The following is a 20,229-nucleotide window of genomic DNA, read 5'->3' as shown; positions in this document are numbered from 1 at the left end:
GCTCGGGGCCTTATCTCGGTCGCTGGTCGATCACACGCCGGGCCTTGCCGGTCAGCGTGCGTTCTATGGAATCAGGTGTGAGCACGGTCACGCTCGTCGTGATGCCCACCAGCGTCTTGATGCGCTGCTGCAGCCATTGCGTGATCTCGCGCACTTCGTCGGCGCTGGTGCCCGGCGCCGCGAGCGGCTGCAACTCGCAGCGCACCTCGACGGTGTCGAGCAGCCCGTCGCGGCTCACATTGATCTGGTACTGGCCCGACAGCTTGGCGTGCTGCAGCACGATCTCCTCGATCTGCGTCGGGAACACGTTGACGCCGCGGATGATGAGCATGTCGTCGGAGCGGCCGACGATCTTGCCCATGCGGCGGAAGGATCGCGCGGTGGGCGGCAACAGGCGCGTGAGGTCGCGCGTGCGGTAGCGGATGATGGGCAGCGCTTCCTTGCTGAGCGAGGTGAAGACCAGTTCACCTTCCGAGCCGTCGGGCAGCACTTCGCCCGTCTCGGGGTCGATGATCTCGGGGTAGAAGTGGTCTTCCCACACCACGGGGCCGTCCTTGGTCTCGATGCATTCGCTCGCGACGCCGGGGCCCATCACCTCGGAGAGGCCGTAGATGTCGACCGCGTCGATGCCGGCCTTGCCTTCGATCTCGTGTCGCATCGCCTCGGTCCAAGGCTCGGCGCCGAAGATGCCGACCTTGAGCGAGCTTTCGCGCGGATCGAGGCCCTGCCGCACGAACTCCTCGATGATCACCTGCATGTAGCTGGGCGTGACCATGATGATGTCGGGCTTGAAGTCGCGGATGAGCTGCACCTGCTTCTCGGTCTGGCCGCCCGACATCGGGATCACCGTGCATCCGAGGCGCTCGGCGCCGTAGTGCGCGCCCAGGCCGCCAGTGAAAAGGCCGTACCCATACGACACATGCACGATGTCGCCCGCACGTCCACCCGCAGCGCGAATGGAGCGCGCCACTAGCGATGCCCAGGTGTCGATGTCGTTCTTCGTGTAGCCGACGACGGTGGGCTTGCCCGTGGTGCCGGAGGATGCGTGGACGCGCACCACCTGCTCGCGCGGCACCGCGAAGAGGCCGAAGGGATAGTTGTCGCGCAGGTCCTTCTTCGTCGTGAAGGGGAACTTCGCGAGATCGCTCAACTGCTTGAGGTCGTCAGGGTGCACACCCTTTTCGTCGAAGGCCTTGCGATAGTGCGGCACGTTGTCGTAGGCGTGCTTCAGGCTCCAGCGCAGGCGTTGCAGTTGCAGGGCCTGCACCTCGTCGCGGCTGGCGGTTTCAATGGCGTCGAGTTCGCCGGGGGCGGGTTGCTTCTTGGGCATGTGGGTGTCTCCTCGGGGCGCTCACTCGGCCACGGCCGGCTTGCCTTTGATGGTGTAGGAGCGGCCGCGAAACATGGCCACGCGCTCGCCCCGCTGGTTGGTGATCTCCGTGTCGTACACGCCGGTGCGGCCGGCCTTCGACACCTCGAAGCTGCGCGCGGTCAGCGCGTCGCCATGGCGCGCGGGCGCGATCAGGTCGATCGAGAAGCCCGAGGCCACGGTGAGTTCGTTGTACGAGTTGCAGGCGTACGCGAAAGCGGTGTCCGCGAGCGTTGCGAGAAATCCGCCGTGGCAGATCTCGTGGCCGTTGAGCATGTTGTCGCGGACCCGCATGGTCACGGTGGCGTGGCCCGGCGAGACCTCGACGACATCCATGCCCAGGCCCTGTACGGCGCGATCGTTGGCGTACATGCGTTCGCGGACCATCTCGGCGGTCTCCTGGGGCGTGCGTTCGGAAGGAAGTGCGGACATGGCGGTTCAGCGGTCGGTGAAGGTCGGTGCGCGCTTGGCGGAGAAGGCCGCGACGCCTTCGAGGTAGTCGTGCGCGCGGCCGAGTTCGGCCTGCACCGTGGCTTCTTCGTCAAGGGCCTGGTCGAGCGTGAGGTGCTGCGCACCGTCGATCGCGTGGCGCGTGGCGGCGAGTGCCTTCACTGGCATCGCGGCAAGGCGCTGGGCGAGCTTGCTGGCTTCATCGGCCAGGGCTGCGTCCTCCACGCATTTCCAGATCAGGCCGAAGCGTTCGGCCTCGGCGGCGGAGAGCTTGTCTCCCAGCATCGCAAGGCCCATGGCGCGCGCGCGGCCGACGATGCGAGGCAGCAGCCATGTGCCGCCCGTGTCGGGAATGAGGCCGATCTTGGCGAAGGCCTGGATGAAGCTCGCCGACTGGCCGGCCAGCACGAGGTCGCAGTTGAGCGCGAGGTTCGCGCCCGCGCCGGCAGCGACGCCGTTGACGGCCGCGATCACCGGAACGGGCATCGAGCGCAGCCGCTGCACGAGAGGCTTGTAGAGCAACTCGATCGTGCGCCCCAGGTCTTTCGGCGGCTCGCCGGCGGGCGAAGGCGCGACCATCGGGTCGGCCAGATCCTGGCCCGCGCAGAAGCCGCGCCCGGCGCCCGTCAGGACGATGCAGCGCACCTCCCCGCTGGCCGCGGCGGCGTCGAGCGCGGCGCGAAGCTCTTCATGCATGGCGCCGGTGAAGCTATTGAGCGCGGCGGGCCGATTCAGCGTGAGGGTCAGAACCGGGCCTTCTCGGGAGGCGAGAACGAGTGAGTCGGACAAGCTGTGTCTCCAGTGTGGGGATGGGAGCTGCCGTGTCGATGCGGGTTGTTTGTATTGTTGACCGACCGGTCGGTTTATCTTAGGATCGACTTCGACAGGACGCAAGTCCTCTTTCGCTGGGGTAAACCCTTGGCGCACACTCAATCACTCATCTGACAACGGAGACAACCGTGCCTTGCTATTCCATCGAAGGGGTGGTGCCGGTCATCGACCCGAGCGCCTTTGTGCATCCCGAGGCCGTGCTGATCGGCGACGTCATCGTCGGCCCGGACTGCTACGTCGGGCCGTGTGCCGTGCTGCGCGGCGATTTCGGGCGCATCGTGCTGGAGCGCGGCTCCAACCTGCAGGACACCTGCGTCGTGCACGGCTTTCCCGCGCACGACACGGTGGTCGAGGAAAACGGCCACATCGGCCACGGCGCCGTGCTGCACAGCTGCATCGTGCGACGCAATGCGCTGGTGGGCATGAATGCGGTCGTCATGGACGACGCCGAGATCGGCGAAGCGGCGATCGTTGCGGCCTGCGCCTTCGTGCCTGCGGGCAAGAAGATCCCCGCGCGCTCGCTCGCGGCCGGCATGCCGGCCAAGGTGATGCGCGAACTGACCGATCAGGAAGTGGCGTGGAAGCTGGAAGGCACGCGCACGTACCACGACCTCACGCGGCGCAGCCTGGGGAGCATGAAGAAGGTGGAGCCGCTGGCAGAGATCGAGCCGGATCGCCCGCGGGTGCAGGCGCCGGATGTGAAGCCGTTGATTGCGACGAAGCGGGGGTGACGCCGACAAGCGCTCGCATCGAAGCAACGAGCGCTTGGCTCGTCCGGGTGCGGCGCTCGAATTCCGTGTTGAGCACGGTCACCAAGGCGTTCAGCTCGACGCGGCTGTAGAGGCGCTCGTCCTTGCTCACCGCCGGGGGAAGCGTTTATGGATGAAGGCGCCCCGCGCTTCGTCCGCCATCCCGATGACCTGCACCCGCCGCCGCGTGACGTCGACGCGGGGGAGGCCCGCTCATCCATTCGTGAAGCGACGCAACATCAAGTTACAGGCATTCGCCATGTCTGCCACGGTCGCGACACGGAGACCCGTCATCGTGGGAATGCACTATGGCCGTCATAGACAAAGCATTTGCCCCATTCGTGCGTGCAGCACCAGAATGCACAGTTCCCAACCAATGAACTGGAGACCCCGATGACCCAGAATCCTGAAGCCAAGTGCCCTGTCCACCATGCGGTGGGCCGCGGCACCGCCAATCACCACTGGTGGCCCAACCAGTTGCGGGTGGATCTGCTTCACCAGCATTCCTCCAAGTCCGATCCGATGGGCAAGGACTTCGACTACGCGAAGGAGTTCAAGAGCCTCGACTACCAGTCGCTGAAGAACGATCTGCGTGCGCTGATGACGGACTCCCAGGACTGGTGGCCGGCGGACTTCGGCCACTACGGGCCTCTGTTCATCCGCATGGCCTGGCACAGCGCCGGCACCTACCGCACCGGCGACGGGCGTGGCGGCGGCGGACGGGGCCAGCAACGCTTTGCGCCCCTCAACAGCTGGCCCGACAACGTGAACCTCGACAAGGCTCGGCGTCTGTTGTGGCCGATCAAGCAGAAGTACGGCCGCAAGATCTCGTGGGCCGACCTCATGATCCTGACCGGCAACGTGGCCCTGGAGTCCATGGGCTTCAAGACCTTCGGCTTCGCCGGCGGCCGCCCGGACACGTGGGAACCCGACCAGGACGTCTACTGGGGCAACGAGACGACGTGGCTCGAAGACAAGAGGTACACCGGTGACCGCGACCTGGAGAACCCGCTCGCGGCCGTGCAGATGGGCCTGATCTATGTCAACCCCGAAGGTCCGAACGGCAACGGCGATCCGGTCTCGGCGGCTCGGGACATCCGCGAGACTTTCGCCCGCATGGCGATGAACGACGAGGAAACCGTTGCCTTGATCGCCGGCGGCCACACCTTTGGCAAGACCCACGGCGCCGGTCCGGCGGACCTCGTCGGGTCAGTGCCTGAAGCGAATGACCTGGAAGAAATGGGGATGGGCTGGAAGAGCACCCATGCCAGTGGCATAGCGGGCGACGCCATCAGCAGTGGCCTGGAAGTCACCTGGACCCAGCAGCCGACGAAGTGGACCAACCTGTTCTTCGAGAACCTGTTCAAGTTCGAATGGGAGCCGGTCAAGAGCCCGGCCGGCGCTGGACAGTGGCAGGCCAAGAACGCACCGGCCGACATTCCGCATGCGCACGATCAGTCGAAGAAGCGCGTGCCGACCATGCTGACCACCGACCTCTCGCTGCGCTTCGACCCGGCCTACGAGAAGATCTCGCGGCGCTTCCTCGAGCACCCCGAGCAGTTCGCCGACGCCTTCTCGCGCGCGTGGTTCAAGCTCACGCATCGCGACATGGGTCCGCGCGCGCGCTACCTCGGCCCGGAAGTGCCGAAGGAAGAGCTGATCTGGCAGGACCCGATCCCGAAGGTCGATCATCCCCTGATCGACGACAAGGACGCTGCGGCTCTCAAGGCCAAGATCCTGGGCTCGGGCCTGTCGGTCTCCGACCTCGTGCTGACGGGCTGGGCCTCGGCCGCCACCTACCGGGGCTCCGACATGCGCGGCGGCACCGATGGCGGCCGCGTCCGGCTGGCGCCCCAGAAGGACTGGGAAGTCAACGAGCCCGCGAAGCTGGCCAAGGTGCTCCAGACGCTGGAAGGCATCCAGGGCGAGTTCAACAAGGCGCAAACCGGCGGCAAGAAGGTCTCGATGGCCGACCTGATCGTGCTGGCCGGCTGCGCCGCCGTCGAGCAGGGCGCCAAGAACGCAGGTCACAACGTGACGGTGCCCTTCACCCCCGGCCGCATGGATGCGTCGCAGGAGCAAACCGACGTGGAAGCCATGAAGGTGCTCGAACCCGTGGCCGACGGCTTCCGCAACTACCTGAAGAAGGACTATGCGATTCCCGCCGACGCGCTGCTGATCGACAAGGCCCAGCTGCTGACGCTGACGGCGCCCGAGATGACTGTGCTGGTGGGCGGCTTGCGCGCGCTGGGCGCCAACGTCGGTGCCACCAAGCACGGCATCTTCAGCCAGAAGGAACACACGTTGACCAACGAGTTCTTCGTGCGCCTGCTCGACCTGAACACGACCTGGAAGCCCGTGTCCGGCGAGAACAACCTGTACGAGGGAGTCGACCGCAAGACGAACGAGCGCAAGGGCAGCGCGACGCGCGTGGACCTGGCCATCGGCTCCAATTCGGTCCTGCGTGCCGTCGCCGAGGTCTACGGCAGTTCGGACGCGCAGGAGAAGTTCGTCAAGGACTTTGTCGCGGCATGGACCAAGGTGATGAACCTTGGGCGGTTCGACCTGGCGTAGACGATCCTCGCCACTGGACCCCGCAGGAGGCCAACGAACGTTGGCCTCCTGCCTGTTTGCAACTTGACGCCGCCAGGCCTATGCAGCCAAGCGCGCAGGAGACAACGATGACGGCCAGCTACGTAGAAATACAAGGCGCCCAGGCGGATATCGACCTCTGGGACGGGTTGATCACGGATCAGAACGCCCTCATCGGCGTCATGATGCAGAAGATGTCCCAAGCGGGATGCGCGGATGCAGCATGGCTCGACGAGCGAATCACGGAGGCGGAGAGCATCGAGAACCGCCTGGTCGTCGGACTCGACCGCGCCCAGCGACGATTGCGGACGTTGATCTAGCCCCCGCGGACTCAGCCCACTGCCTTGGCCCGCGGAACGGTCCAGCTGCCGTCGAGCAGCGAGGGCGGGGTGTCCTTCGGCCAGTAGAGACGCATCATCAGGATGAAGCCGTCTTTCGGCGCGGGCAGCCAGTTCTCTTCCTTGTCTGGCCCCGGCGACTCGTGCTGGATGTAGAGGTCAATCGAGCCGTCCGCGTTGGGCCTGAGCTTGTTGCGCTGGCTGACGGTGTAGCGGTTGATCGGATTCGGCACGAAGAAGTAGCCCGTGTCATACATCGTCAGTGACCAGAAACCATTGACCGGCGGCATCTCTCCCTTCGGGAAGTGCATCACGTACTTCTTGGAGCCGTCGTACTTCTGCAGGATGTCCGGCCCGGTGGACGTGGGATAGACCGCGTCCTGAGGCCGGTTGGCGCCCAGGCCGATGGCGGTAATGAGTGCGCGCTGGATGTAGTTGGTCCCGTAGAGGCCTGTCTTGGTGGTGAACGTCCAGCCGTTCTTGAGCTTCAGGTCGCCGGCGATCAGGCCCTTCTTCATCCAGCCCATGATCTTCGCCTGCGCCGGCTTGGGCGCTTCGGCGAGGCCCTTGCTGACCGCGGGGCTGAGCTTGGAGGCGTCGAAGTCCTTGCCCGGCACGATGCCGATCTTCGCGAGCTTGGCGACCATCGGTGCGTCGGCCGCGGCCGGCGGGTTGGTCTTGAGCAGCTGCGCGAAGAGCGCGAAATAGCTTGCGGCATCCATCGCGTCGACCTGTTCGCGCACCGCGGTCTTGCTGTCGATGTTCGGGTCGACCGTGCCGGGCGGCGGCGTGAACGGCTTGCCGTAGGACGACAGCGGCACCGCCTTCATCTGGTCCTGCAGCGCATGGACCTCCGCGTAGTCTTCGGGCGTTCCGGTGCAGTAGATGCGCCCGAGCATCCACACCATGCCGGTGGGCGACTTGTACTGCTTGACGCCCGGCGGCAGGCTCCCCTTCCAGCCGGGCCCCGTGATGGCGAACTTCTGTGCGCCGGTGCCGGTGGTGCGCTTGCCGGGAACATCGAAGACGTTGGTCCAGCCGTCCAGCATCGGCAGCAGGAAGTAGCGGCCCTTCATGTCGGGCGTGGAGACGACCCAGGGGTCCTTCGTCACATCCAGCCAGAGGATGGTGTAGAGCGTGTCGGCATTGGGCGCAGTCACCGCATGGTTGTCCACCGCCGGATAGCCGCGCAGCTTGAGGAACTGGCCCATCGGCGCCTTGGTCGCGTCGGGCTCCACAGTGTTGACGAAGGTGCGCCGGGTCAGTTCCATCGTGACCAGCGGATAGGCATAGACGTAGGCGTCGATCGCGAGGTCGCGCGCCTGCCGCGCCTTGATGTCGCCCTTGAGGCTATCGACGCTGTCTTCGACACCCTCCTTGAGGTCGAGCATCAGGCCTTCGGCCGCGCGAGCGACCCCCACGCCGCCCAATGCGCCCAGGGTCATGGCTATGCACAGGCTCCGGCGCGTTTCGTTTGAATCCATGGCGATTTCCTCTTCCGTTGACAAGGATGGTTCAGCCGCGATGCAGTCTTCGCTCCGCGGGTTCTTCATGTCTGCCCGGGGCTCTGGAGTGCACGGCGTCAAACGATCGTAGGAGCCGGTCTTCGACCCGACAATCGCAACAAACTCGTGCCGCTGCAGGTAGAGGCACGCAGCCCTGTACGTGATGCCACGTAGCCTGCTTGCATTCCGGTCACCGTCAGCACCGAGAAAGGCGGGCAGGATTCGATCGACGTCCGCGACGGGATAATCTCGGCCCCGATGACCTCGCCGCCGGCCCACCCACCCTCGATCTGGAAACGCTTCTGGTCGCCCACCAGCTTGCTGGAGCAGGTGCCGCCAGATGCTTCGCCAAGGGAAGCCGAGGCGATCCGGCACAGGAACAACATCTGGCTCAAGACCTACATGGACATGTACATCCTCCGATGGGGCGGTCTCTGGGCCGCAACGATGGTGCTGGCAGTGCTCGCGGCGGACGAGAGCGTGTCGGGGTTGCTGTTCGCGGCTGCGATTGCCGCGGCCATCGGCGCGTTCGCCGGCCTCGCCGCGATGGTCTGGACCTATCGGCGGGCCGCCAAGGCCATCGCCCCAGCGAAGCCGTAAGGGTCTCGCCGATTGGGGGAAATCAACGCCCTCCGCATGTATCGAATTGTTCCCGGGTAAAATGTAGCCCCCTATGGCCGACACTCAACTCACCCAGGATGGTCTGCGCTACCTCAAGAAGGCGCCAGGCTCCATCATCACCACGCCACGCGCTGAATCCATGATGTCGTGCTTCAAGTGCGGCAAGTTCGTGCTTCGCACGGCAATGACTTCGAAGCGCTTCCTCGGCAAGAACCACCTCGTCTGCGCGCCAAAGTGCGGTTAGGCGCGGCCCGCGTGTGACACATGGCCTCGGTCCCGCCCTTGGATGCCTTCTCGCGGACCCTTGAGACGAAGGGTCTTGCAGGGGGGCTAGCCTTCCTGAACGACGGGGTTCCCCACCGCTTCACGGGGGTCTACCGTTACGCCGGTCTCATCCTGAAGAACGTCGGTCTCCACGACGCTCTGGGAAAGAGGCTGCCACCCTTCTTGACGGCGGTGCCGCTGAACAAGAGCCTCGCGCAATTCGTCCAGCCGGGCGCGCCTTTCCGCACGGACGATTCGTCCAAGGACCCGCGACTGGCAGGGCACGCGTACGACGGGATTCTGTTTTCGTACCACGGCACCGCGCTCGTGGCGCCCAGCGGTCATTCGTGGGGCGTCGTCTGCCACTTCGATTTCGCGCCGGTCGCGCTGTCAGATCCCGACTTCGAATTCCTCGAGGCGGCGGCGCCCATCGTTGCCGCCTTTGCCGTCGATCCCCATCGGTAGGCGAGACTTCAGCGCGCCGTGAACGGATGGGTGATCAGGCTGTAGATGGTCCGCACGCCATCCACGTAGTTGCCCATGCGCATGTTCTCGTTGCTTGCATGCTGGTTGTTGTCGGCATTCACCAGCGGCACGATCGCGAACGGAACCTGCAGTGCCCCGACGATCTCGGCCGTGGGCACGGTGCCGCCCATCATGCGGATGCGCACCGGTTCAGGTTTGGCGCCGAAGGTGTCGACCATCGCCGCATAGGCCCACTGGCCGACGGCTGAATCCATCGGGGTGCCGGCCGCATCGCCTCCTTCGGTCTGCATGGCGAAGCTGGCGAGCTTCTCGTAGCGGCTGCGGTCTTCGTCGGTGGGCGTGCCCCTGACGAGGTGATAGCCCTGCTTCTGGATGTGGGCCTCGACCAGCTTGCCGAGGTAGGCCGCGTTCGAATCGGGCGTGGTGCGCAGGTCGAGTTCCGCCACCGCCTGGTCGGGGACGATGTTCGCTGCCTTGTCGCCCACCGCCGCCGAGGACATGCCGCGGACGTTGAGCGAGGGGTACTGCATGGCCTCCTGGTAGTTGGCACCGACCTGATCCGTGCGCGCGATACCGAGGCGCTTCTTCAGCGCCGCTTCGTCGTCCGGCACGGCGGCCATGATCTTGCGCTCCGCATCGCCGAGCTTCACATGGTCGTAGTAGCCCGGGACCGAGACCCGGCCGGTGTCGTCCTTCATCGAAGCAAGCAGTGTGGCCAGGCGCTGCGCCGGGTTCGGCGAGTAGTTGCCGTAGTGGCCGCTGTGCAGCGACACCTTGGCGCCGTACACCGTGATCCGCGCCATGGCCGCGCCGCGGTTGCCGAAGATCAGCGTGGGCCGGTTGGTCGCGTGCATGGGGCCGTCGTGGATCACGATCGCGTCGCTGCGCAACAGGTCGCGGTGCGCGAGCATGACCTTGCCGATCGAGGGCGAGCCTTTTTCCTCCTCGCTGTCGAGTACGACCTTGACGTTGACTCCGAGCTTGTCGCCACTCGCCTTCAGCGCGTCGATGGCAGCCAGGAACATCATGATCGGCGCCTTGTCGTCGGCCGAGGAGCGTCCGAACACACGCCATTCGGGATCGACCGGGCCGCTGAAGAGCTGCGCCGAGTCGATCTCTTCCCAATCGCCCTTGGCCGTCTTGCGCTTGAGCACGGGCACCCAGGGACTCTTCTGTGCCCACTGCTCAGGGATGACCGGCTGGCCGTCCAGGTGCATGTAGAAGAGCACGGTCTTGCGCGCCGGGTCGCTGCCGGGCAGCTCCGCAAAGAGCATGGGCTTGCCGTCGTTGGCCAACTGCGTCGTGCTGAAGCCGCGCTTGCGGAAGGCCGCTTCGAGCCACTCGACGTTCTTTCGGATGTCGGCCGGCACGATGGCGTCGTTGGGCAGCGCCAGCAGTTCGAAGTAGTCGCGGAAGGTGGCCTGCGCGTACTGAGTCGCCGCGGCCGGCGAGAGTTCGGCGGCATGGAGGGAGGGGCAGGCGGCGCCGACGAGCAGCGACGCAACGAGGGAGAGGTGGCGGATCGAGCGGTTCATGGCCGAGGAAGATAGCACGCGCTCCCCGGGGCTCAGGCCAGCCATCCAGGGTCGGCATCGAAGGCAGAATGCCGGCTGGAGCCGTCCAGATGGAGCGTACGGCCTGAAGGAAGATCAAGATGCCCGCTAGCATGTTTGCCGCCCTGGCCTTCACGGTTGCACTCCTCGTCACGACGGCCTACTTCATCATGGGATCGATTCCGCTTCTGATCCTGAAGCACGACACGCCGCTGGACGCGCGCTTCGTGCGGGGCTTCTTCAACATCTACTACGTCGCCGCGTTCATCACTGCGACCGCGACGGCGGTGAGCTATGCGATCGCGGGCCACCCGGGGCTCGCGGCGGGTGCCGCTGCGCTGGCGTTGATTGCCATCGTCCTGCGCAAGAAGGTCATTCCCAAGATGGACGCGCTTGGAGCGCAGATCCAGTCCAACTACATGGATGCGATTCCAGGATTCCGCAGAACGCACATCACTGCGATCCTGATCAACATCGCCCAACTCGCGGCGATCGTCTGGAGCCTGATCGCCATGAGCCGGTAGCAGGTGCCGCCTGGGGTTTTCCCCTGTCTTGCGGCATGTCGATTTCCCGCAGGCTCGTTCGTCGTCTCAAGCAGAGGGCCGTCCTCTGCACTTCAGGAGTAACAACATGGCTACCAACACCGTCCGCCTGCACCGCGTGCTGCGCGCCCCGCCGGACCGGCTCTACCGTGCCTTCGTCGAACCCGGTGCTTTCGAGCGCTGGCTGCCGCCGTTCGGATTCACCGGCAAGGTCCACAGCATGGAGCCCGTGGTCGGGGGCGCCTGGCGCATGTCCTTCACCAACTTCGGCACCGGCCACAGCCACTCGTTCGGCGGGAAGTACCTGGAGCTCGTCCCCGGGCAGCGCGTTGCCTACGACGCGGCCTTCGACGACCCCAACCTGCCGGGCACCATGAAGACGACCGTGACGCTCACCCCGGTGTCCTGCGGCACGGAAATGTCCGTCGTGCAGGAAGGCATTCCCGATGTGATCCCGACCGAGATGTGCTACCTGGGCTGGCAGGAGTCGCTTGTGGCGCTGGCCCAGTTGGTGGAGCCGGACATTCCGGGCTGACCCGGGGCGGCGCGTCACCCGTCCGCCGGGAAGTCGAAGCTGAAGGTCGTACCGGCGGCGCGCGATGAACTCACTCTGACGTCGCCGTGGTGCGCCAGCGCGATCGCGCGCACGATGAACAGGCCCAGCCCGACACTTCGCCCGGCGCCCTCCCCGGGGTCGCCGCGCACCATCGGCTCGAAGAGCGAAGCCTGCATGTCCTGCGGGATGGGCTCGCCCCAGTTGTGAACGGACAGGCTGGCCCTCTGCGCCTCGCGCTTGGACTGCACGGTGACCACGCTTCCTGGCTCGCCGTAGGCCATGGCATTGCCCACCAGGTTCCCGAGAAGCTGGGCCACGCGGTCCGCATCTGCGGTGCATTCCCGTTCGCCTTCTGCATGGTGAACGATGGTGCGTCCGGGAAAGGCCAGTCTCAGTTCGTCCACGATGCCTGCGACCAATGCGTGCAGGTCCAGGACTGCGGGCGAGACGGTAAGACCGCGGCCCACGCGCGCGAGCGTGAAATCCAGCAACTCCTCGATGAGGCGATGCGCTCGCGTCGCGGAGTTCGTGACATGGCCGAGCACGCGCAGCCTGGCTGGAGCGGTCTCCCCGTGCGCGAGAACCTTGGCGCCCGTGAGAATCGCGGACAGCGGGTTTCGCAGGTCATGGCTCACGATGCCGACCATCTGCTCGGCGAACAGTGCCCGGTCCCGCGCCCTGGCGCGTTCGAGCGTTGCCTCGGTGATGTCGCTCAGAACGCCGACGAAGTAGGCCAGCGTGCCGTCTTCGTTGTAGAAGCCATGCCCCGATGAAACGACGGTTCGCTGCATCCCGTCGACGCCGTTGAGCCGGTAGGTGCAGTTCGAGACCTCTTCGGTCCGGCCGAGGGCGCAGTCCATGGCCCGTCGCTCGCCGTCCCTGTCCGCGGGTTCGACCGCTGCAGCGTACAGCGCGTCGTCGACCGGCCGCGGCGAAGCGAATCCGAGCAGCCGCGCCACATCGTCCTCGTAGCGGCGAGTGCCCGTCGCGGTATCGACGTCCCAGAGAAAGAGATTGCCAAGCCGCAAGGCCTGGCGAAGCCGCGCCTGGGTGACCTGCAGGGTGGCCTGCACCTCGCGCTCCTTGACCACCAGTTCGTCCGCGCGCTTGCGGGCGAGAAGAAGCTCCCGCTCGTACTTGTTGCGCTCTTCGGCGACCACCATCGAGATCACGTCATAGCTGCCGGCCGCCGTGATGCGGCGGATGGCATTGAGCATCATCGGAAGGGTGTGTCCATCGCGGTGGCGCACGTCGAGCTTCACCTCCGACAGCGAGCCCTGCATCTGCAGGGTCGGCAGCCAATGGGTCTGGTGGAAGATGCGCCCGCCCATCGTGAAGAGTTCCTGCAGGCGCTTCTTTCCGACCAGCTCTTCGCGCTCCATGCCCAGCCACGTGCAGAACGTGGCGTTGACTTTCAGGATCGTTCCGGTGAGGCTGGTGACGAGCAGGCCCGTCGGAAATTCGTCAAGGAGCTTCTCGGCATCGGGGAGCTTGGGAATGTCTTCCTGCATTCATCGATGGCCCAGCGTTGCGAGAAACTCGTCCATGGCGTCCCCGCTCGCGCAGGGCGCGCTCAGGTGCGGGCAATGGCCCACGTTGTCCACCACGCGAAGCATGCAGTTCGGCAGCGTGCGCTGCAGGTAGTCGCCCACCGCCACGGGCGCGATGAGGTCGTCGCTGGACTGGATCACGAGGGTCGGCGCATCGAGCCTGGAAACGTCCGGTCGGTTGTCCGACAGGAAGGTGACCCGCGCGAATTGCCTGGCGATGTCCGGGTCGGTCCGGCAGAAGCTCTGGGTGAGCTCCACCCCGAGCTCGGGTTGTTCCGGCGCGCCCATGATGGCGGGCGCCATGCTGCTCGCCCAACCCAGGTAATTGGATTCGAGCGTGTCCAGCAGCGAATCGATGTCCTCGCGGGTGAAGCCGCCGACGTACTCGCCATCGTTGATGTAGCAGGGCGACGGACCGACCATCACGTGGCCGGCGAAGCGTTCCGGCGCACGAATTCCGGCCAGCAGTCCGATCATGGCGCTCACGGAGTGCCCGACGAAGATGACGGGGCCCTGCGCGAATTCGCCGACGATTTCCAGCACGTCCTCCGCGTAGCCGGACAGGCGGTTGTACTTGACCGGGTCATAGGCACCCAGGTCGGATCGACCGGCACCCACCAGGTCGAAGGTCACCGTCCTGAAGCGCTCCGCGTACTGGGGCGCCAGGAAGCGCCACATGTTCTGATCGCAGCCGAAGCCGTGCGAGAAGACCATCGTGGCCGGGCCTTCCCCGAGGACCTTGACGTTGTTGCGCTTCCCGACCGACATGCATGGCTCCTTCGACTGCTTCCGGTTCAGGCGCCGGGACGGCTCTTGCGCCGCCGGCTCACCGCACTCGCCAGGTCGTCCAGCACAGGGACCGTCTGCGCGAAGCTGATGCAGGCATCCGTGATCGAGACGCCGTGCCGGGGCGGCACGCCGGGGATCAGGTCCTGCCGGCCCTCCTCCAGATGGCTTTCGATCATGACGCCGGTGATTCGCGCGTCGCCCGCGGCGATCTGCTCCGCCACGTCGTGCGCCACGGCGATCTGCCGATGGTGCTGCTTGCTGCTGTTGCCGTGCGAGACGTCGATCATGACCTGCTCAGCCAGGCCATTGGCGCGCAGGGCCGCGCAACTCGCCGCCACGTCGTCGGCCGAATAGTTCGGCGCTTTTCCGCCGCGAAGGATCACGTGGCAGTCGTCGTTGCCGCGGGTCTCGAAGATCGCCGCCATTCCCATCTTGGTCATGCCCATGAAGGCGTGCGGAGCCCGCGCGGCGAGGATGGCATCCGCAGCCACCTTGATGCTGCCGTCGGTCCCGTTCTTGAAGCCCACCGGGCAACTGAGCCCCGAGGCGAGCTGGCGATGGCTCTGGCTCTCGGTGGTGCGTGCGCCGATGGCGCCCCAGGCAATCAGGTCGGCGATGAACTGGGGACTCAGCAGGTCGAGAAACTCGGTGCCCGTCGGGAGGCCCAGCAATGTGAGTTCCAGCAGCAGGCGACGCGCGCGTTCGAGGCCTTCGTTGATCGCGAAGCTGCCGTCGAGGTGCGGATCGTTGATGTAGCCCTTCCATCCCACCGTCGTGCGCGGCTTCTCGAAATAGGTGCGCATGACGATCAGGAGGTCGTCTTCGAGATCGTCGGCCACCTTCTTCAGCCGGTGGGCGTATTCGATGGCCTGGTCGTGGTCATGGATGGAGCAGGGCCCCACCACGACGATCAGCCGGTCGTCGCGACCATGGAGGATGTCGGCGATCGCCGCGCGGCTCTGCTCCACGAGCGCGAGCGTGTTGTCCAGGACCGGAACCCTCTCCTGCAGGAGCGCCGGCGTCATCAGCGGGCGAACCGCGCCGATGCGGACGTCGTCGATGCGGGTGGTGTCGATCGTGCTGTCCCGAGAGCCGATCTCGGCGTCGTGAAGGGGGTCGTCGAGCTTCGGCATGTCGTGCGTGTCTTTGGAGAAACCCACCATTCTCCATCAGCGGCGCCAGAGTGCGAGATCATCCCTGCCCATGGATCCACACCAAGGCCGCCGCTGGCGCGGGTTGCCCGTCGAGGGCAGTTGGCGCTACCACCTGCTCCTGGCGGGCATGGGCATGTTCGTCCTGGGTCCGTTGGCCGGCGTGACGGCGGCCTACATGAACTTCTCGCTCGGCTTCTTCGTGGGCGGGCAGGTGCTGGCGGGCCTCCTCGGCTCCGCCGTCACCGCGGGCTATGGCGCGGACGGGCGCCACGGCGCCAACTACATCCAGACCGCCGCCGCCTCGGTGGCCAGCATGAGCGGGATGGGCGTGCTGCTCCAGGCCATGGCGTGGATGGGCCTGCCGCAGCCACCGGCCTGGCACATGGCGCTGTACCTCGCCTGTGTCGGCATGTTCGGCGTCGGCGTGGGCATGCTCTACACGCCGGTGCTGGTGGACCGCATGCGCCTGGCATTTCCTTCCGGACTGGCGGTTGCCAACATCCTGCGGGCGCTGACCGATCCCCTGCTCTTGCGGCGCTCGGTGCGGCAGCTTGGGGGCGGCGTCACCGTCGGATTGATCGCGGGGCTGGCCGCCGCCCGCCTGCCGCTGCTGGGCGCCATCGGGCTGTCCGCGTCCACCTTCGGCGCGGGACTCATCGTCGGTGCGCGCATCGGCATCCCGGCGGTAATGGGGGGCCTGGTCGGCGTGGCACTGCAGCCGACATTCGTCTCGATCGGCTGGCTCCAGGCCGGCGACCCGCCGCGCAAGATCATGTTCCTCATCGCCCTGGGAACGATCATGGGCGCGGCGCTGGTCGACATGGCGCTGATCTTCGCGCGTGCCCTGCCGCGCGCGCGGCGGCGGGCTGCGCAGAACGAACCACCGCCGGTCGCCGACGACTGGCGCCGCGTCAACAGCATGCGCCTCGTGGGGTGGGTGCTCTTCTGGGCGGCGGCCACGGTGGCCTGCGGCCATTGGCTGATGGGGCAGCCCGTCTTCTACCTCGCGGTCGCGGTGGCGCTGGTCTTTCTCTTCGCGCTGGTCAACGGCATCTCGGTGGGAGTCAGCGACTCCAATCCGATCTCCTCCGCTTTCGTCGTGACGATCGTCATCCTCGCCGCCCTGGGCCTGCGCGACCCCGGCGTGGGCCTGATGGCCGGCGCGGTACTGCTGGTGGCGACCAGCGTGGCCTGCGACATGCAGCAGGACCGCTCCACCGGCTGGCGGCTCGGCACCCCACGCGCAATGCAGTTCCGCTACCAGGTGCTGGGCATCGTCGTGGGCGCTGTGCTGGCGGTGGTCTTCGCGCGGCTGTTCATGGCGGCCTACTCGGTGCTGCTGCTGGACCAGACGGTGCTGAAGGCCGACCAGCAGCCGGCCGAATGGAGTTCGGCCATGACCTACAAGTTCGTGGGCGTGCTGCGCAGCCTGACCGACGACCTGCCGTTCCAGCGAACCGCCATCGGCCTGGGCATAGCGGCGGGCCTGGGCATCGAGCTACTGCGCAAGTGGGTACGCCCGCGCGGTTTCGTGCTCGATGCCATCGTGCTGCCTTCGCCCTATGCGCTGTCCTTCGGCGGCTTCGTCAACCTGCCCACCTCGCTGTGGCTCGGCGCGGGGGGAGTCGCAGGCAGTTGGTGGGCGGCGCGCGCGCCCGCACGGCGCGATGTGCCCGAGGACATGAGCAGTGCGTCGCTGTTCGGCGGAGGGTTGATCGCGGGCGATGCGCTGGCGGCGGTGGCGATCGGCGTGGCCAGCCTGCTGGCGGTGTTGACCTAGGTCAACCCGCACTCGCAAAGCGAGCCATTCACCGTGCCCGGGCTGTAAAGTGCGAGGGCCCGGGCACTGACGCCGGCCGGGGGAGACACCTTGAGAGACAACTCCATTGCCGCCTTGGCAACAGCCCCACTGGGTCGGTACCAGACCCTCCAGGCGGGGCTGGACCTGCTCGACCAGGGACTGTCGATCTTCGATGCCGACCTTCGGCTCGTGGCATGGAATCGAGCCTACGAGCGGCTGCTCGATTTTCCGGAAGGCATGGCGCACCTCGGCACGCCCTTCGAGACATTCATCCGATACAACGCGCGGCGCGGCGAGTACGGTCCGGGCGATCCGGAGGCGCTGGTGGCCGAGCGCGTGGCCGCCGCGCGCACTTTCGAACCGCATGACATCGAGCGCACCCGTCCCGATGGCCGCGTCCTGCACATCCACGGAGAGCCCTTGCCCGGCCATGGGTTCGTGACGCTCTATTCCGACGTCACCGCGCAGCGCGGCGCCGAGCGCACCATCCGCGAACAGAATGCCGATCTCGAAAACCGTGTGGCGGCCCGTACGGCCGAACTCGTGAGCAGCGAGCAGCGCGTGCGGCTGGTGATGGACTCGATCCCGGCGTTGGTGGCCTATTTCGACCGGCGCCGCGTCTATGGCTATCTCAACCGTGTCTACCACGACTGGTTTCGAGTCGATACCTCGCGCCCCGAGGGCGTCAGCGCGAGGGCCTTCCTGGGCGAAGAGGTCTATGCACTGGTCAAGCCGAACGTGATGCGGGCGGTGGCGGGTGAATCGGTGAGCTTCGAGTACGAGTTGGGCATTCACACCGGCGAGCGGCGGACGGTGCGAACCTCGCTGGTCCCCGAGCGCGCCGGCGACGGCACGGTGGCCGGCTGCTTCGAATTCACTTTCGATATCACCGAGCAAAGACGTTCACAGGAGCTCATCGTGCGAGCCCAGAAGCTGGAGGCGTTGGGCCATCTGACCGGCGGCCTGGCGCACGACTTCAACAACATCCTGACGGTCGTGATCGGGAATCTCGCAGCGTTGAAGGAAGCACGGCCGAACGATGCGCTCGTGCCCGAATACATCCAGCCGGCGCTCGATGCCGCGCGTCACGGGGCGCGCCTGGTGGAAGGGCTCATGCACTTTGCGCGCCGCCGGCCGCTGCAAGCCCATGCCGTCGGTGTCGTGAGCGTGCTCCACTCGGTCGAAAGCCTGCTCAGGCATTCCCTGCCGGAACGAATCCGGCTTGCCGTCGACGCCACCGGTTCCGACGCGCATGCGCTCAGCACCTGGATCGACGTCGGCCAGTTCGAGCAGGCGCTCATCAACCTGATCCTCAATGCGCGCGACGCCATCGCCTCGGAAGGCTGCATCAGGCTGCGCGCGTGCCCGGCCTCGCTCGATGCCGATACGGCCGCAACGCTGCAGACCTCGCCTGGCGACTGCGTTCGCATCGACGTGCAGGACGACGGCGCCGGCATGGACGAGCACACGCTGGCGCACATGTTCGAGCCTTTCTTCACCACCAAGCAGCCGGGCAGCGGCACTGGCCTCGGCATGGCGATGGTCTACGGCTTCATCAAGCAGTCGGGCGGCGCGATCGACGTTCGGAGCGCCCCGGGACGCGGCACCACCATCTCGCTGTGGCTGCCTGCGGCCGCAGGCGCCGCCGATGGCCGATCCATTGCCGCGGCCCAGCCGGCGGCGTCGGGCCAGCGCGGACTCGCGCTGCTCGTGGACGACGACGCGCAAGTGCGTCATGTCGTGCGTCGCGACCTGCTGGGTCTGGGCTACGCGGTGCTCGAAGCCGGCGATGGCGCCGAGGCGCTGGCCCTGCTCAGGCAAACACCCGACATCGCACTCCTGCTGTCGGATGTTTCCATGCCGGGTGGCGTCGATGGCAAGGAGGTGGCGCGCACGGCACGGCAACTGCATCTCGCGCGAGCCGTGGTGCTGATGAGCGGCGACGTCGCCGAAGAGTGGTCGGTGCCCGGGGTGCCGTGGTTGAGCAAGCCCTTCACGGCTGCCCAGCTGGCGACCGCGATCGAGGCAGCGCACGCATGAACACGCACACGACGCGCCCCCCGCTGGACGAGAGTGCACCGCGGTCACTGATCTTCTTGGTCGAAGACGACCCGGCCGTGACGAAGCTCGTGCTGAACGCGCTGAACGAATTCGGATTCACGGCCGAAGGCTTCCAGACCGGCGCCGCGGCGTTGCGCCGCATGCAGACCGAGAAGCCTGACTTGTGCATCGTCGATCTCGGCCTTCCGGACATGGACGGCATCGACCTGATGCGCCGCATCACGGCGCACTGCAGCGCCGGCGTGCTGATCCTCACCGGCCGCGGCCACACGGCCGATCGCGTGATGGGCCTCGAGCTCGGCGGCGACGACTACATGACCAAGCCTTTCGAATCGCGGGAGCTGGTCGCACGGGTGCGCAGCATCCTGCGGCGGCGCATGGCCGCGAACGGGCCGACCGGCGTGCGGCAACGGCGCTATGCATCGTTCCTGGGCTGGCGCATCGACTGTGCGACCAACATCCTGCGCGCGCCGGATGGCGAGGAGCACCTGCTGGGCACTGCCGAGACGCAGGTGCTGCGCTGCTTCGTCGAGCGGCCGCACCAGATCCTCACGCGCGAGCAGTTGACGGGAGCGCGGGACCTGCTGCCGACCGACCGCAGCATCGATGTGCGCATTTCACGCCTGCGTCGCAAGATCGAGACCGACCCGCACGACCCGGTCATCATCAAGACGGTCTATGGTGCGGGCTACATGTTCGCCGCGGCCGTCACCTGGGATTGAGATGGGAGGCTGGCATCCGCTTCGCCCCGCGTCGTACGCGCAATGTGACGAATGTTTGCATGCGTCCCCAGCGCGGAATGCGTCGGTCAAGAATCATGTCGACACCATCCCGGAGACATGTCCATGCAGGAAGAAGCAGTCTTTTACCCGGCACCGGACGCCGTCATGAACGGCGCCCACATCAGCGGCATGGCGGCCTATCAGGCGCTGGTGGCCGAGGCCGAGGCCGATCCTGGCGCCTACTGGGCGCGGCTGGCCCGCGAGTTCGTGAGCTGGAAGACCCCCTTCACGAAGTC

20 protein-coding genes are annotated in these 20,229 nt (G+C 66.4%); 12 read left to right on the top strand and 8 right to left on the bottom strand.

The genetic code is table 11. The features are described 5' to 3' along the window. Positions 1-10: 10 nt before the first annotated feature. Genes paaK through paaG form a run of 3 tightly spaced genes read right to left on the bottom strand, consistent with a single transcriptional unit; the run spans position 11 to position 2,608 of the window. Positions 11-1,330 (bottom strand): phenylacetate--CoA ligase PaaK, encoded by a 1,320-nt coding sequence (gene paaK, locus QTH97_RS28915; protein WP_286572012.1) that lies wholly within the window; start codon positions 1,328-1,330, stop codon positions 11-13. A gap of 21 nt (positions 1,331-1,351) precedes the next feature. After that, a complete protein-coding gene (gene paaI / locus QTH97_RS28910) occupies positions 1,352-1,801 on the bottom strand; it encodes a hydroxyphenylacetyl-CoA thioesterase PaaI (RefSeq protein WP_286572011.1) in 450 nt (149 codons plus the stop codon). Between the two features lie 6 nt (positions 1,802-1,807). After that, positions 1,808-2,608: a 2-(1,2-epoxy-1,2-dihydrophenyl)acetyl-CoA isomerase PaaG gene (gene paaG / locus QTH97_RS28905; RefSeq protein ID WP_286572010.1), complete on the bottom strand. Its 801-nt coding sequence runs from the start codon at positions 2,606-2,608 to the stop codon at positions 1,808-1,810. A 170-nt stretch (positions 2,609-2,778) separates the two neighbouring features. Here paaG and QTH97_RS28900 point away from each other — a divergent pair, with 170 nt between their 5' ends. From QTH97_RS28900 to QTH97_RS28890, 3 genes are all read left to right on the top strand, one after another. Next, a complete protein-coding gene (locus tag QTH97_RS28900; protein ID WP_286572009.1) occupies positions 2,779-3,381 on the top strand; it encodes a phenylacetic acid degradation protein PaaY in 603 nt (200 codons plus the stop codon). Positions 3,382-3,792: 411 nt separating this feature from the next. Next, positions 3,793-5,973: a catalase/peroxidase HPI gene (gene katG / locus QTH97_RS28895; protein WP_286572008.1), complete on the top strand. Its 2,181-nt coding sequence runs from the start codon at positions 3,793-3,795 to the stop codon at positions 5,971-5,973. A 107-nt stretch (positions 5,974-6,080) separates the two neighbouring features. Then, positions 6,081-6,311 carry a hypothetical protein gene (locus tag QTH97_RS28890; RefSeq protein WP_286572006.1) on the top strand — a complete coding sequence of 77 codons (231 nt, stop codon included), beginning with the start codon at positions 6,081-6,083 and terminating at the stop codon, positions 6,309-6,311. An 11-nt stretch (positions 6,312-6,322) separates the two neighbouring features. Here the strand turns inward: QTH97_RS28890 and QTH97_RS28885 are convergent, their stop codons facing one another. After that, complete coding sequence (locus QTH97_RS28885) at positions 6,323-7,813, bottom strand: DUF1254 domain-containing protein (RefSeq protein WP_286572005.1); 1,491 nt, start codon at positions 7,811-7,813, stop codon at positions 6,323-6,325. A 279-nt stretch (positions 7,814-8,092) separates the two neighbouring features. Here QTH97_RS28885 and QTH97_RS28880 point away from each other — a divergent pair, with 279 nt between their 5' ends. The 3 genes from QTH97_RS28880 (at position 8,093) to QTH97_RS28870 (ending at position 9,184) form a co-directional block, all read left to right on the top strand. After that, positions 8,093-8,434: a hypothetical protein gene (locus tag QTH97_RS28880; RefSeq protein ID WP_286572004.1), complete on the top strand. Its 342-nt coding sequence runs from the start codon at positions 8,093-8,095 to the stop codon at positions 8,432-8,434. A 73-nt stretch (positions 8,435-8,507) separates the two neighbouring features. Beyond that, on the top strand, positions 8,508-8,699 hold the full coding sequence (locus tag QTH97_RS28875) for a hypothetical protein (RefSeq protein WP_286572003.1): 192 nt from the start codon (positions 8,508-8,510) through the stop codon (positions 8,697-8,699). A 20-nt stretch (positions 8,700-8,719) separates the two neighbouring features. Further along, a complete protein-coding gene (locus tag QTH97_RS28870; protein WP_286572002.1) occupies positions 8,720-9,184 on the top strand; it encodes a hypothetical protein in 465 nt (154 codons plus the stop codon). A gap of 8 nt (positions 9,185-9,192) precedes the next feature. Here QTH97_RS28870 and QTH97_RS28865 read toward each other — a convergent pair whose 3' ends face one another. After that, a complete protein-coding gene (locus QTH97_RS28865; RefSeq protein ID WP_444813481.1) occupies positions 9,193-10,785 on the bottom strand; it encodes a M20/M25/M40 family metallo-hydrolase in 1,593 nt (530 codons plus the stop codon). A 74-nt stretch (positions 10,786-10,859) separates the two neighbouring features. On the opposite strand from QTH97_RS28865, the gene QTH97_RS28860 reads away from it, so the two are divergent. Both QTH97_RS28860 and QTH97_RS28855 read left to right on the top strand, forming a co-directional pair. Beyond that, entirely contained in the window at positions 10,860-11,282 is a 423-nt protein-coding gene (locus tag QTH97_RS28860) for a hypothetical protein (protein ID WP_286572001.1), read from the top strand. A gap of 106 nt (positions 11,283-11,388) precedes the next feature. After that, complete coding sequence (locus tag QTH97_RS28855) at positions 11,389-11,835, top strand: SRPBCC family protein (RefSeq protein WP_286572000.1); 447 nt, start codon at positions 11,389-11,391, stop codon at positions 11,833-11,835. Between the two features lie 14 nt (positions 11,836-11,849). Here QTH97_RS28855 and QTH97_RS28850 read toward each other — a convergent pair whose 3' ends face one another. From QTH97_RS28850 to QTH97_RS28840, 3 genes are read right to left on the bottom strand one after another with little or no spacing between them, the layout of a single operon-like run. After that, on the bottom strand, positions 11,850-13,367 hold the full coding sequence (locus tag QTH97_RS28850; protein ID WP_286571999.1) for a sensor histidine kinase: 1,518 nt from the start codon (positions 13,365-13,367) through the stop codon (positions 11,850-11,852). Next, positions 13,368-14,174, bottom strand: a complete 807-nt coding sequence (locus QTH97_RS28845; RefSeq protein ID WP_286571998.1) for an alpha/beta fold hydrolase — start codon at positions 14,172-14,174, stop codon at positions 13,368-13,370. A 26-nt stretch (positions 14,175-14,200) separates the two neighbouring features. Next, positions 14,201-15,328 carry a 3-deoxy-7-phosphoheptulonate synthase gene (locus QTH97_RS28840; protein WP_286571997.1) on the bottom strand — a complete coding sequence of 376 codons (1,128 nt, stop codon included), beginning with the start codon at positions 15,326-15,328 and terminating at the stop codon, positions 14,201-14,203. Positions 15,329-15,398: 70 nt separating this feature from the next. Between QTH97_RS28840 and QTH97_RS28835 the strand changes: the two genes are divergently transcribed. The 4 genes from QTH97_RS28835 to QTH97_RS28820 form a co-directional block, all read left to right on the top strand. Further along, positions 15,399-17,129: an OPT/YSL family transporter gene (locus tag QTH97_RS28835; RefSeq protein WP_286571996.1), complete on the top strand. Its 1,731-nt coding sequence runs from the start codon at positions 15,399-15,401 to the stop codon at positions 17,127-17,129. Positions 17,130-17,219: 90 nt separating this feature from the next. Then, positions 17,220-19,190, top strand: a complete 1,971-nt coding sequence (locus tag QTH97_RS28830; RefSeq protein ID WP_286571995.1) for a hybrid sensor histidine kinase/response regulator — start codon at positions 17,220-17,222, stop codon at positions 19,188-19,190. Then, positions 19,187-19,933 carry a response regulator transcription factor gene (locus QTH97_RS28825; protein WP_286571994.1) on the top strand — a complete coding sequence of 249 codons (747 nt, stop codon included), beginning with the start codon at positions 19,187-19,189 and terminating at the stop codon, positions 19,931-19,933. The genes QTH97_RS28830 and QTH97_RS28825 overlap by 4 nt, the downstream gene beginning before the upstream one ends. 51 nt (positions 19,934-19,984) lie before the next feature. Further along, the coding region (locus QTH97_RS28820; RefSeq protein ID WP_444813480.1) for an acetyl-coenzyme A synthetase N-terminal domain-containing protein at positions 19,985-20,229 on the top strand (245 nt) is incomplete at its 3' end.

The organism is Variovorax gracilis (genome assembly GCF_030317115.1).
Lineage (GTDB): Bacteria > Pseudomonadota > Gammaproteobacteria > Burkholderiales > Burkholderiaceae_C > Variovorax > Variovorax gracilis.
Note: the sequence above shows the minus strand (reverse complement) of the source record. Positions and strands in the feature narration are given on the sequence as shown.